Source organism: uncultured Thiodictyon sp. (assembly GCF_903946935.1).
In the GTDB taxonomy this organism is placed as follows: domain Bacteria; phylum Pseudomonadota; class Gammaproteobacteria; order Chromatiales; family Chromatiaceae; genus Thiodictyon.
This window is the reverse complement of the sequence record NZ_CAJAXH010000106.1, coordinates 24,119-36,481: the sequence shown is the minus strand read 5'-3', so window position 1 is coordinate 36,481 and position 12,363 is coordinate 24,119. Positions and strand designations below refer to the sequence as shown.

At 66.6% G+C, this 12,363-nt stretch carries 13 protein-coding genes; 4 read left to right on the top strand and 9 right to left on the bottom strand.

Annotated elements, in window-relative coordinates; translation table 11 throughout:
• The 9 genes from QZX93_RS09580 to QZX93_RS09540 all read right to left on the bottom strand — a co-directional run.
• Positions 1-471, bottom strand: a 471-nt coding sequence (locus QZX93_RS09580; protein ID WP_295393037.1) for a DUF3782 domain-containing protein, incomplete at its 3' end; no start/stop codon positions are given.
• Between the two features lie 868 nt (positions 472-1,339).
• On the bottom strand, positions 1,340-1,612 hold the full coding sequence (locus QZX93_RS09575; protein WP_295393038.1) for a hypothetical protein: 273 nt from the start codon (positions 1,610-1,612) through the stop codon (positions 1,340-1,342).
• Positions 1,613-1,670: 58 nt separating this feature from the next.
• A complete protein-coding gene (locus QZX93_RS09570; protein WP_366760079.1) occupies positions 1,671-1,940 on the bottom strand; it encodes a transposase in 270 nt (89 codons plus the stop codon).
• Positions 1,937-2,245, bottom strand: a complete 309-nt coding sequence (locus tag QZX93_RS09565; RefSeq protein ID WP_366760077.1) for a hypothetical protein — start codon at positions 2,243-2,245, stop codon at positions 1,937-1,939. Before QZX93_RS09565 ends, QZX93_RS09570 begins: the two co-directional genes overlap by 4 nt.
• A 146-nt stretch (positions 2,246-2,391) precedes the next feature.
• Positions 2,392-2,880 (bottom strand): DUF29 domain-containing protein, encoded by a 489-nt coding sequence (locus QZX93_RS09560; protein WP_295393039.1) that lies wholly within the window; start codon positions 2,878-2,880, stop codon positions 2,392-2,394.
• Positions 2,881-3,007: 127 nt separating this feature from the next.
• On the bottom strand, positions 3,008-3,835 hold the full coding sequence (locus QZX93_RS09555; RefSeq protein ID WP_295393040.1) for an ABC transporter permease: 828 nt from the start codon (positions 3,833-3,835) through the stop codon (positions 3,008-3,010).
• Positions 3,836-4,262: 427 nt separating this feature from the next.
• Complete coding sequence (gene cysZ, locus QZX93_RS09550) at positions 4,263-5,447, bottom strand: sulfate transporter CysZ (RefSeq protein ID WP_295393041.1); 1,185 nt, start codon at positions 5,445-5,447, stop codon at positions 4,263-4,265.
• Positions 5,448-5,548: 101 nt separating this feature from the next.
• Entirely contained in the window at positions 5,549-5,755 is a 207-nt protein-coding gene (locus QZX93_RS09545) for a hypothetical protein (RefSeq protein WP_295393042.1), read from the bottom strand.
• Between the two features lie 201 nt (positions 5,756-5,956).
• Positions 5,957-7,525, bottom strand: coding sequence for an alpha-isopropylmalate synthase regulatory domain-containing protein (locus tag QZX93_RS09540; protein ID WP_295393043.1), 1,569 nt, complete (start codon positions 7,523-7,525; stop codon positions 5,957-5,959).
• 213 nt (positions 7,526-7,738) lie between these two features.
• Here QZX93_RS09540 and QZX93_RS09535 point away from each other — a divergent pair, with 213 nt between their 5' ends.
• The 4 genes from QZX93_RS09535 to QZX93_RS09520 all read left to right on the top strand — a co-directional run bounded on the left by QZX93_RS09535 (position 7,739) and on the right by QZX93_RS09520 (position 12,352).
• The gene (locus QZX93_RS09535; protein WP_295393044.1) at positions 7,739-8,581 is read left to right on the top strand and encodes a hypothetical protein; all 843 of its coding nucleotides are present in this window, start codon (positions 7,739-7,741) and stop codon (positions 8,579-8,581) included.
• On the top strand, positions 8,578-10,500 hold the full coding sequence (locus QZX93_RS09530) for a hypothetical protein (protein WP_295393045.1): 1,923 nt from the start codon (positions 8,578-8,580) through the stop codon (positions 10,498-10,500). The genes QZX93_RS09535 and QZX93_RS09530 overlap by 4 nt, the downstream gene beginning before the upstream one ends.
• Positions 10,497-11,687, top strand: a complete 1,191-nt coding sequence (locus QZX93_RS09525; RefSeq protein ID WP_295393046.1) for a methionine gamma-lyase — start codon at positions 10,497-10,499, stop codon at positions 11,685-11,687. The genes QZX93_RS09530 and QZX93_RS09525 overlap by 4 nt, the downstream gene beginning before the upstream one ends.
• Before the next feature lie 80 nt (positions 11,688-11,767).
• Entirely contained in the window at positions 11,768-12,352 is a 585-nt protein-coding gene (locus tag QZX93_RS09520; RefSeq protein ID WP_295393047.1) for a hypothetical protein, read from the top strand.
• Positions 12,353-12,363 lie beyond the last annotated feature (11 nt).

The following is a 12,363-nucleotide window of genomic DNA, read 5'->3' as shown; positions in this document are numbered from 1 at the left end:
GAGCACCTGTACACCAAAGTTCTTTTCCAGGATTCCGGCCAGCGCGTCGCGGAACGCCTTCTCCGATTGCAGACCCCAGCGCGACCCCAGCGCGCCGATGCTGCGGTCATGCCGCTGCGCCTGGGCCATGATCTCCTCGTGAATTCGCTTGAATTCCTCGCGTTGCTCCGCCTGATGCGCGTCCCACTTGCGGTTCTGTTCGTCCCACTTGCGGTTCTGCTCGTCCCACTTGCGGTTCTGCTCGTCCCACTTGCGGTTCTGCTCTTCTGTATATTCGTCCCACTTGCGGGTCCCCTCCTCCCGATCGCGGCGCAGTTCAGCCAGGAGGTCGTAGAACCGGTCATCGGTGGCCGCCCGCCCGGCATATTCCCGGCGGGTCAAATCCAGAATATACGCGCGCAAATCAGGGTCCGTGCGCATGATTTCCGGCAACTCACGCCTGATCGTATCTTTAAGCGATTGGGTGTTCATCTCGATTTCAAGCCACAGGGTAGGTTGCTGTTTTGATGAGGCTATGAGCTTGATCTAGTGCATAAATCGTGGACAGGCAACGTATAATTGCGGAGCGTGCGGGCGTTTCGTCATCGGAGATAACACGTCGTCGGAAATGCCTTCAGGTCCCCGACTCGGCGGCATCGATCATCGTTGCGACCGCGCCCTCTATTCTACGCGTCGTTACAGTCTGAGAGAGTGCCGTCCGTCGCCGGGGTCCCGGCCGGAATGACGGCTCGCCCATCGCGGGAACGATGACTCAGGCCCCGGTTGACACTCCACCCATCGGTTCCCGCGGGAGCGCGTCGCGGCCGGGGGGCCGCTCCTACAACTTCGGGAGGGGGCTGCGCCCGACGAAGGCCATCAACGGGGGACCGGAATAATTGCCAGGATCTGGTAATTGGCGAAGTTTTGTCGCCGCCGCAGCCCCTCCCACGGGCGCCCGGCGTAATGCCTCATGCAAGGGGCGCAGTGGGCCGGAAGCGCAGGTTATACCAAGCGGCGCCCGCGGTTTACCCTATTAATTCGACTATATAGACCGGCCCGGCGGGACCATCGGGCTCGAAAATGTCATCCAGCCGTCGCTCCAGACCTTCGATCGTCATGGAGCAAAAACGATGGTCCGCGCCCCGACCGAAGTGACGGCTCGCCCTTAGCCGAACCTATGATCAAGCCGCGCATGACTTGATGGGCGGTGGCTCGGGATTCAATTTGACTCAGAGCCGATGAGGGCCGTCAGACTCTCTGCATCGAAGATGCCGTCGAGCCACGCGTCCAGCTGCCAGTGCGGTGCCGTCGCGATCCGCAGCTCCGCCCACGCGGGCAGTGGGCCGAAACGGCGCCTCAATTAACGTTTCAGGGTGTTGGCCTTGCCCTTGGCTTCGCCCTCGGCTTTGCCCTCGGCAAAGATCGACTGATAGGCACGGGTCTCTTGGATGGGGGTTACCAGATTCAACATCGCCCAGATCCCCTTCGCGGTGAGTGCGCGAAAGCGCTCGAAAAACCAAAACGCCAACACCTGCGAGAGCAGTTCGCGGACCTCGCCGCTCACCGGCGCCGTCTGCACCGTCCGCCACAACTGCGGGGCACGTGCCCGTAGCTCGTCATCCTGATCGATCATCAGGGGGGCAAAGACCGCTACAGTAGATAGGGTGATCGGTTTTCATCCGATCCTGCCGTCAGGACCCGGACTCGGCGGTCTGGGCAACGGCCGCCAGCCAAGCGGCGGCATCGGCGCTGTCGGGCGAGGCATCACCCAGCAACTCCAATGCCTCGCGGTCAAGGATACGCTCCAGTAGGGGCGCGCTGCGCGTGGCAGTCGCGGCACCGAAGCGCATCTTGGCCATCAGCAAAAGCAACCGGCGCTCGGCCTCCAGACCACGTTCCATGCCTTGTTGGAGGCCTTGCTGGATGCCCTCTTGGATAAAGCGTTGAGCGAATCCGGTCATTTCGGCGGCTTCCTGCGGATAGCGTTGGCTGTAGAGTTCGCGTTCATTATGGAGAAGCGCTTGGGATCGGTCTCTTCCTGCAGCACGAACAACAGTGCCGCGCGCCGACCGTCCGGCCATTCGACCAACAGCGGCACATGCAACTCCCGAAAGCGCTCGCCCAGCCGCTCCTTGAGCGGCTCTTCGCGGATCGGCAGGATGCGCGCACCGGCATCGACCGCCTGGGCCTCGACCGCCGCAAAGAAGGCGATCGACTCGCGGGGATAATCGACGATGAGGTTCTTGAAGTTCTGGTCGTGGCTCACGGGGTGTGATCAGAATTTGTTGGGGCGTCCATCATCCGGCATGCAATGCGGCGACAATGCGCCGTTGGTCGGCCTCGGTCAGGTCAAGGCTTTATCGAGGATGAATGCGGTGTGGTCGATCATCGTTCGTCTTTTGAACCGCGGCATCAAGACTTGCTGGTTGGTGTGCGCGATGCAGGATAATAGGCCTTGTCCAGCAACTGCTCAAGGGTATAAAGGCAGTCACTGGGGAAAGTGTCCAGGGCTAGACCAGTTTCATCGCTGGCCAATTGTATCGCGTCGGCATAGGCCGCGGTGATCGCCTCGGACAGTAAGGTCTTGAGACCAGGCGACTGTTTCAACAGCTTGGCCAAACGGGTGCGCTGTTCGATAATGGTCGTTCGCCAACTGCGACCATCGAATTCGCGCCAACGCCCGCTCAACAAAGGGTATTGATATTCCCATTTCAACAAGTGAGCGAGCAGAATCAGGAGCCGGCTTTCCAGCTCTCGACGGTCGCTCTTGCTCATGTCGCCGAGCTCTTCCAATAAGTGTTCGACGTCCAGTTCGGCGTAGCGACCCGCGCGCAGGAGTTCCGCCTGGCGCTGGGCCCAGGCTGAATAGTCAGTTTGATATGCGGTACTAAACTCACTCATCCGAACTCTCCCCTAGAAGCCTTTAGGGCGGGGCAGTTGACACCCAGGACGAGCGGACACTCCGCTTTTCGAGACAGCCCACTGAATCCTACACCATGCGCTCCGACCGCAACAATGATCCAGACCCTCAAATCAGATCGGCAAAGCTCTTTTCCATACGACGGAACTGGCGGATTCCAAGCCACAGGAAAAAGGCGATCACGCCCCAACTGAACAGGAAACCGGGCAGATAGATGGTCGATTCCCCGCCGAGGATGGCCCAGCGGAAACCGTCGATGACACCGACGACCGGGTTGAGCGAGTAGAGCAGCCGCCATTGTTCAGGCACGATCGCTGAACTGAAGCCCACCGGCGACACATACAGACCGAACTGGACGATAAAGGGGATGATATAGCGAAAGTCGCGGTATTTGACGTTGAGCGCTGTAATCCATAGCCCTGGCCCCAGGCTCGCCAGAAAGGCCATCACGACGAACAGCGGCAGGGTGAGGATCTGCCAGCCGGGTAGGAACCGATACCACAGCATCAAGACGAGGAGAATGGCAAAGCTGATGAGAAAATCGACAAAGGACACGACCACCGCGGCGGTGGGTACGATCAGCCGGGGGAAATAGACCTTGCTGATCAGGTTGGCGTTGCCGATGAGGCTGTTGGACGACTCCGACAGTGCCGTGGAGAAGAACTGCCACGGCAGCAGGCCGGCAAAGACCATCAGGGCATAGGGGGCAGCGCCTTCGCTGGGGAATTTAGCAAGTTTGCCGAACACCACGGTAAACACCACCATGGTGAGAAAAGGGCGGATCAGTGCCCAGGCCAAGCCGATAATGGTTTGCTTGTAACGCACCGAGATGTCGCGCCACGCCAGCACGTAGAAGAGCTCGCGATAACGCCAGAGATCGCGCCAATAGTGACGCTCGGCCAATCCGGGCTCGATGATAAGGGTATGGGGATTCAAACTATTCCGTACGATATGTCAAGCCCGTCAAGCCGCAGCGGTTTCACAGGCGGTGGTGTCGTGGGATGGCCGTGCCCGCAATGTCGGCCAGCGGCCTGGGACGGGAGTGGCGCTGCCGCGCTATCACGAGCGTCGGGTGTGGTTGAAGAAACCGTACCGAACTCAGGTCCCGGACATGCTACCGCCATACCGTTACATAGACGGTACAGGGTTTTAGGTCCATTTTTCGGGGTACTACCGGGAGCGTGCGTTCAATCGTTAAACGCGGCTGCATGAAATCATAGATAGGGGCTTGGGGTCAATCGGGTCCGCGCGGGGCGAGGCGCCAAGCCCCTCCCCCGCACACTGGGAGCGTCAATCTGTGACCTGGTCGGCACTATGGTGACGTCGCTTGCCAGTCGCCACCCCAGGCCGCAGCGGACTCAATTCACCCGAGCAGGACATCCTTGGCCTCATTGAGCTTGGCGGCCAGGTAGTCCGAGCCGCCCCGGTCCGGGTGCAGGCGCAGCATCAGCCGCCGATGGGCCGCCAGGACCTCCTCCGGACCCGCCTGCGCGGTCAAACCCAGCACTGCCCGCGCCTCTTCCGCCACCATGCGGACGGACGGCGGGACCGGCGGGTTGGCGGACGGCCGGGGCGGATGGGGGTGCCGCACCTGATGCTGGCGCTCGTGCTCCAGGTAGACCTCCAGCGCCTCGGCGGAGGCCAGGTCGGTCTGATTCCAGAGTTCCAGCAGGCTCTTGAGGTCCTCGGTGGAGACCGCCTCCAGCGCCTGCCCCTGGTAGGGCCCCGCCAGCAGTTCACCGCGGATCTGCCCGGAGAGCTGATCGACCACCAGCCGCACACCGCGGGTGGCGACCCGAGACTCGTGTGGCCCCTGGTAATTGCCCGGCCCCTTGAGTTCGCGCACCCACAGGGCGGTCGCACCGGCCACCGCGCTCGGCATGACGATGAAGTTAACCACCGGGATCAGACTGAGCCCGGCGGTCGCCGCACCGAATCCCAGGCTGAGGCCGCGGCGCTCCTGCAAACGCCGACGCATCTCCCGGAACTTGAGCCCACTGTTGCCCATGGGATAGTCCAGATACTGGAGCGCCAGGACCCAGGCGGTGTAAAGGAACCAGAGCACGGGGCCCACCACCGGGACGAACAGGAGGAACAGAAAGGGGATGGCGAGCGCCAGTGCATAGAGCACCTTCTTGCCCTCATCCACCAGGGTCGGGAGGAGCTCCCGCAGCAGCTGCGCCATGCCCCCGCCCTGCTCCAGTGACCGCCCGGTGAGCAGCAGTTCCACCTTCTCGGCGAGCAGGCCGTTGAAGGGCGAGGCGATCAGGTTGGCCACCAGTGAAAACCCATAAACCACCAGCACCAGGAGGAGCAGGGCGAACAGCGGCCACAGCAGCCAGTCCAACCACTGGAGCCAGCCCGGGATCCAAGCGTGCATGGAGGTGACGAACCCCTTGAACCACGACACCCCGGCCCAGATCCCGGCAGCAAAGACCAGGATGTTGATCAGCAGTGGGAGGATGACGAAACGGCGCAGGCCGGGGCGGGCGATGAGCCGGATACCTTGGAGCAGGTAGCCGGCACCGGAGACGGGATCGACGGACATGGCTGGTTTCGCGTGGTGGATACCGGGAGGGACAGTATACCTCGCGCCCGTCGCGGCCGGGGGATCGCTCCGACGCGGCAGGAGCGACCGGCTGCCGCCCCTCAGACCGGCGGCAACGTGATCACACCGGCCAGCCCGCAGTACCCGAACTGCTGGTGGATCGCCTCGGGGTCCGGGAGCGGGGTGTCGGCGTTATAGCTGGCCCAACGCCAGGCCATGCAGTGGCTACCCTTGCACACGATGTGCTGTTGGGCGCCGGAGACTACCGGGCAAAAAAAACGCTTGGCGTCTTCTTCTTTGACTAACATCTGCAACCTCCTGGTGGGCCTTGACCATAGTTCCGGCCGCCAGCGCTCCCCGCGCGGAGCGCCTGGGAGCGCCGACATGCTGTCGGCCAACCGCCGTCGGCGGTTCGCGGTGAATCGCCATGGGCCTTGTTTTCGCCAGGTTCTAACGGCGCTTCGCGCCGTCGCCGACAGAATGTCGGCGCTCCCAGGCGCGACGGACGGTCAGGCTGGCGCAGCCGCTGCCTCGCCTTGGCGCTCGGCGAGCCGCCGATGCATGACGATATTGAGCATCCGCATGGTCGCCGCAATGGCGGCATACACCTGGTTGGCATGCACCCCCCGGGTCTTGATGTCGCCGTGGTCGGTGTCCCAGGTGATCGTACACTCGGTCAGCGCATCGCTGCGCCCGCCCTTGGGGATGCGTACCTCGAAGTCCTTGAGCGGGGGCAGGCTGAAACCGGCCCGACGCACCAGCCGCGCCAGTGCGTTGTCGAATGCCGCAAAGCCGCCGTTGCCGCTGCCCGCCGCGCTCAACACCTCGGTGCCCAGGCGCAGCTTGATGCTGGCGATCGACTCCAGGTCGAGGCTCGAGGTGACGGTACAGGCCAGCAGTTCGGCGTGGTGGTAGTCCTTGCTGTCCAGCACCTCGGCGATGATGAATGGCAGGTCGTCGATGGTGATGGTCTTCTTGGAGTCGCCAAGCTCCACGATCCGCGCCAACACCCGCCGCTGGTTCTCCTCCGACAGGCTGATATCCAGCCACTCCAGGTTCTTCGCCAGCGACGCCTTGCCGGCCAGCTTGCCCAGTGCATACTTGCGCCGCCGGGCGAAGCGCTCGGGCGAGAGCCGGGTGTGATAAAGACTGCCCTTGCGGTCGCCGTCGGCATGGATACCGGCGGTCTGGGTGAAGACATCGGCCCCCACGATGGGGGCGTTGTCGGCGATGCGCTTACCGGAGAAATATTCCACCAGCTCGCTCACCCGGGCCAGATGGGTCTCATCGATCCCGATGGTAAAACCGAGCTGATCGCGCAGATTGACCGCCACCTCGGCCAGCGAGGCATTGCCCGCGCGCTCGCCCAGGCAGTTCACGGTGCAGTGTACGGCCGCCGCGCCCGCCAGGGCGGCGGCCAGCACATTGGCCGTCGCCAGGCCATAGTCGTTGTGTGGATGGAAGTCGAACTTGACCCCGGCAAAGCGCCCGATCATGTCGCCCATGGCGGCGGCGACCCGCTCTGGGGTCATCACCCCCAGGGTGTCCGGCAGCATGAAATGCTCGATCCCGCAATCGGCCAGGCGCTCCATCAGGCCATAGACATAGCCCGGCTGATCGCGATAACCGTTGGACCAATCCTCCAGATAGAGATTGACCTTGAGCCCGCGGGCCAAGGCGATGGCGACGGTCTCGCGCACGTCGGCCGCATGCTCGTCCAGGGTCTTGCCGAGCTGGCCGCGACAGTGGGTCTCGCTGCCCTTGGCCAGCAGGTTGAGCACCCGCCCACCGGCGTGCGCGATCCACTCCACGCTCTGGCCCCCATCCACGAAGCCCAGGACCTCCACGCGCTGCGCCAGCCCGCGCGAGGCCGCCCAGTCGACGATCTGGGCCAGCGCCTCCTGCTCCCCCGGCGAGACCCGCGCCGAGGCGACCTCGATGCGGTCCACCCGGACCAGGTCCAGCAACATCTTGGCGATATTCACCTTCTCATCCGGGGAGAAGGACACCCCTTGGGTCTGCTCGCCATCGCGCAGCGTGGTGTCCATGATCAGGACGGTACGGGGGGGGGTGGTCATCGGGGAGTCTCTAGGGTGTATCCAGGGTGGGGACGATCGCCCATACGGACCGCCACCGGCGCCTCACGGGGCCGCCCGCAGGTTCGCACTCCCCTGTTTTTATAAATTAACTCGCCCACCAGTGCGTGGCGATATGGACGCGTATGATAGCACCCTTGAGCGCACCGCCGCCCCGCGCTGTCAGCCCACAGCCGTTCCCAATGGATCGACAAGATGATCTCCATCGACGTGCCAGCGACCATCCCCAACCAACGCCGCCACGCCACCGCAGGGCGCACCGCACGCCTGCTGGCGTACCGCCTCATCGCCTGGACGCTGGGCGCCGTCTGCTGTTGGCCGGTCGGTGCCGCCAGCCCCGTGGGACAATGGGTCTGGTCGCGCCGCGACCTGCCGGTCCTAGAGCAGGCACGACGGGTGCGCCCCGACGTAGCGGCCGCGGTCAATATCGCCGAGATGAGCTGGGACGGGCAGGTACGCACCAGGCTGCGCCTGCCGCCGGGGGTCGCGGGGGCGCCGGCCATGCTCGTGGTGCGCTTGGACGACTCCTTTCACCGCGCGGCGCCGGGGCCGACCGGGGCGCAACTGGACCGGGCACTGGCGCGGCTGCTGGCCGCGGTCGACCCGCGCCTCGCCGCGCTGCCGGTGGAGTTGGACTACGATGCGCCGCGCGACCGGCTCCCGGTCTACGCCGCCTGGCTGGATACCTGCCGGGCCGGGGCCCTGCGGGGGCGCACGCTCTGGATCACCGCCCTGCAGAGCCAACTGCAAGACCCGGGGTTCGGGGCGCGCTTCGCCGCCCGGGTCGACGGCATCGTGCCCCAGGTGTTCGACACCGGCGAGCCCTGGACGCCAGGACGCGCCGCGTGGCTGGTCACCGATCTGACGCGCGCGGCCATCCCCTTCACCCTGGGGCTGGGGGGGTTCGACCGTCCCGGGACCCATCATGCCGCCTGGCTCGCGGCGCTACCCGCGCTGGCCGCACTGCCAACCTACCGCGGGATTTGGGTCTTTCCCGCCGGCTTCGACTGGTCCCGGCTATTGGAGCGCTTGCCATGAACAAACCACTGTCGCTGGCGGCCGGCCTACTACTCGGGTGGGTCGGCAGCGCTTGGCCATGCGGCGGCCCGGCCATTTTCGTGCCCTCCCTACATCCGGCGGTCGCGTCGCTGACCACCGACGACGTCGATAACACCTATGTGGAGCCCTTCCGCTTCCTAGACCCCTTCCGGATCGCCGGGCAACACCAGGGGGCGCTGCTGGCGCGGATCGCTTATGAAGGGGCGCAGGCACCGGCGGGCGACCCGGTCGCGGCGGACCTGGACGCCATGGGGCTGGCGCTCGGTACCGGGGACCGGGCGGCGGCCCGCGATGCGGCGCGGCGGGCGATCGACACCCTGCTCGCGCTGCCCGCACCGCTGGCTGCACCCGGGAGCGACTCGCTGCGGCGGGCGGTCGAGTTCGCCGAGGTGGAACCGGCCCTGGGCGACACCCCGGCAGCGCTGACGGCCGCCGCGTTCCAAGTGGGCGCCGAGCGCGGCGGCACGGCGCTCTTGGATCAGGTGCTGGCGATCCGCGCGGCCCCCTTCGAGGCGGCCGCCGCCACCCTGGAGCGCTTCCCGGACTCGCCGCGTCGGCCCTCACTGGAACTGGCCGCGCTGCGCAACCGCATGAGCCTGGAGATCGGCAACGGCTGGCCGGGACAGATCCAGGGCACCAGCGCGGAGACCTGGACCGCGCTGCTCGCGGCCCATGACGACTGGCTGGCCCGTCACCCGGACCATCCATTGACCGATCTCAACCGACTGCAACGGCTGCGGATACTCTATCTGCAAGGGGACGGCCCGGGCGCCTGGACGCTGCTGCTCGAGCTCTACGGCCGGCGACCGGCCCGCGCGCTCTGGGAGATGCGCCACCTGCTGCGCAACGGCAGCGCCCCGCAGGACCTGGACCTGGCCGGACTGCCGGACCCGCTGCTCGCCACCGCCCTGCTGGGCCTGGTTCCGGCGCCCTCCGCCGCCCAGTGGGACGCACTCTGGCGACGCGCCGCGGACGCCATCGGCCAGGCGGCCCCCGCGCCCTGGGCCATCAACCTCCAGGAGCGCCTGCTGGTGGACGCCGCGACGCGCGAGGACCCCACCCTGCCCGCCGGATTCCCGGCCGAGCCCGCCAAACCCAGCGAGCGCTGGGCGCAACTGCGCACCCTGGCACTGGGGCGGGCGGGCCGACACGCGGAGGCCCTGCGCCAGGCAGGGCGCTTGGATGCGGCGGGGGATCCACGCTCGGCCGCCATCCTCGCCACCGCCCTGGTCGATGCCGGGCAGGCGACACGCGCCGCAACCCTGCCGGCCCTGGACGAGGACACCGCTAACTTTCTGCTGCATGTGGCGGTCGCTGATCAGAACCTGCAAACCACCGCGCGGGGCGCTGGGCCACGGGCCGCGGTGGCGGCGCAGGCATTGGCCGAGCGACGCTTGGGTCAGGGTCAGTGGGCGGCCGGCGCCTGCGTCCTGGAACGCACCGACCCGCAGCGCGCGGCCCGCTGGCGGGAGGCGGGGCGCCGGGCCGCGAACCGCACCCCGGCCGGACAACTGGCCCTGGCCGCCTGGCTACTGGAACGGCCTGGGGAACTGTTCCCGGCCTATGGCACCGACATGTCCCGCGGTCTCAAAGGACTGCTGGGCACGCCACTCCCCCCGGACCAGCAGCAGCGCCTGGCGGACTGGCTGCTGGGAGCGGGCGAGCGCCAGCGCGCCCTCGACGCCTATGGGGCCGCCCTGCATCGACTGGAACCTGGCCCGCCAGCGGCGGCGGCCTTGGCGGAGGCGGATCAGCTCTACAACACCCTGCTCAACTGGGACTATGCCCAGTCCGAAAGCTATGCAAAACTCCTGGCCGCGAGCCCCGCCGCCCGACAGATCCGCGCCGCGGGCAAGGCGCTGCACAACTCACCACCAACAGGAACACGGAACCGATGACCGACGACCAAGGGCTGGGCTTCGCCACCCGCGCCATCCATGAGGGTTACAACCCGCTCGACCACGAGGGGGCGCTCAATCCACCCGTCTATCTCAACTCCACCTTTGCCTTTCCGGACACCGCCGAGGGCCAGCGGCGGTTCCGCGGCGAGTCGCCGGGCTTTGTCTATTCACGCGTTGGCAACCCGACGGTCGCCGTCCTGGAGGCGCGACTGGCGAGCCTGGAGGGCGGCGAGGCGGGACTCGCCACCGCCTCGGGGATGGGCGCCATCACCTCGACCCTGTGGACGCTGCTGGCGGCCGGCGACACCGTCGTCGCGGACCAGACGCTCTACGGCTGCACCTTCGGCTATCTGGAGCACGGACTGAAGCGCCTGGGGATCGAGGTGCGCTTTGTCGACCTGACCCGGCCAGATGAGTTGAGCGCGGCCCTGGATGAGCGCACCCGCGTGGTGTTCTGCGAGTCACCCGCCAATCCCAACATGCGTCTGGTGGACATCGCCGCGGTGAGCGCCATCGCCCGCCAACACGGGGCCTTGACGATCGTCGACAACACCTATTGCACGCCCTATCTGCAACGCCCGCTGGCGCTGGGTGCCGATCTCGTGGTGCATTCAGCGACCAAATATCTGGGCGGTCATGGCGACCTGCTGGCCGGGGCGGTGGTGGGCCCGAGCGAGCTGATCCAGCAGATCCGCTTCTTCGGCATCAAGGAGATGACCGGGGCCTGCATCTCGGCGCTGGATGCCCATCTGGTGCTGCGCGGGCTCAAGACCCTGGAACTGCGCATGGAGCGCCACTGCGACTCGGCCCAGCGGCTCGCGGAGTTGCTCGAGGGCCACCCGGCGGTGGCGCGGGTCTGGTATCCGGGGCTCCCCTCATTTCCCCAGTACGAGCTGGCGCGCCGGCAGATGCGCCGCCCCGGGGGGATGATCGCCCTGGAACTGCGCGGCGGCTACGACGCCGGGGTGCGTTTCATGGACGCACTGCGTCTGGTCATCCGGGCGGTGAGCCTGGGCGACTGCGAGTCCCTGGCCCAGCACCCGGCCTCCATGACCCACTCCACCTACACCCCGGAGGAGCGCGCCCGCCACGGGATCGGCGAGGGACTGGTGCGGCTGTCGGTCGGACTGGAGACCTGTGCCGATCTGGCCGCCGATCTGCGCCAGGCGCTGGATGGGGCCTGAGCCGGTCGAGATGTCGGCACCCCCCCTGCCACGCATACTGATCGTCGAGGACGAACAGGCGATCGCCGACACCCTGATCTATGCCTTGGGCACCGAGGGCTTCCTCGCCGACCAATGATCCGGCCCCGCGCGAGGCGCGCATCGGCGCCGCCCTCGCGGCCTATGCCCAGCGCACGGTGACGGCCGGTATCTGGAATATCGCCAAGCGCAGCCTGGACCACCGGGTCTATGTCACCGACGCGACCGGGCGGGTGCTCTATGCCACCGACCCGGCCCTGGTCGGGCAGGACTTCTCGCGCTGGAACGATGTGTACCGGACCTTGCGCGGGGAGTATGGGGCACGGGCGACCCCGACCAGGCCCGGGGTCGACGGGACCTCGGTGATGTATGTCGCCGCCCCGGTGGTCTGGGAGGGCCGGACCATCGGGGTGGTGGCGGTCGGCAAGCCGAGCGCCTCCGTCGCCCCCTTCATCGCCCGCGGCGAGGCCAAGGTCCGCGACCGCGGGCTGCTCTTGCTGCTGGTCTCCGGCCTCATCGGGGCACTTTTCACCTGGCACCTCACGCGTGCCATCGCCCGCATGAGTCGCTATGCCCGCGACGTGGCCGAGGGCCGACGCAGCCCCCCACCCCGCTCCAGCGCGCGGGAACTCGCCGAAATGGACTGAGACCGTACTGG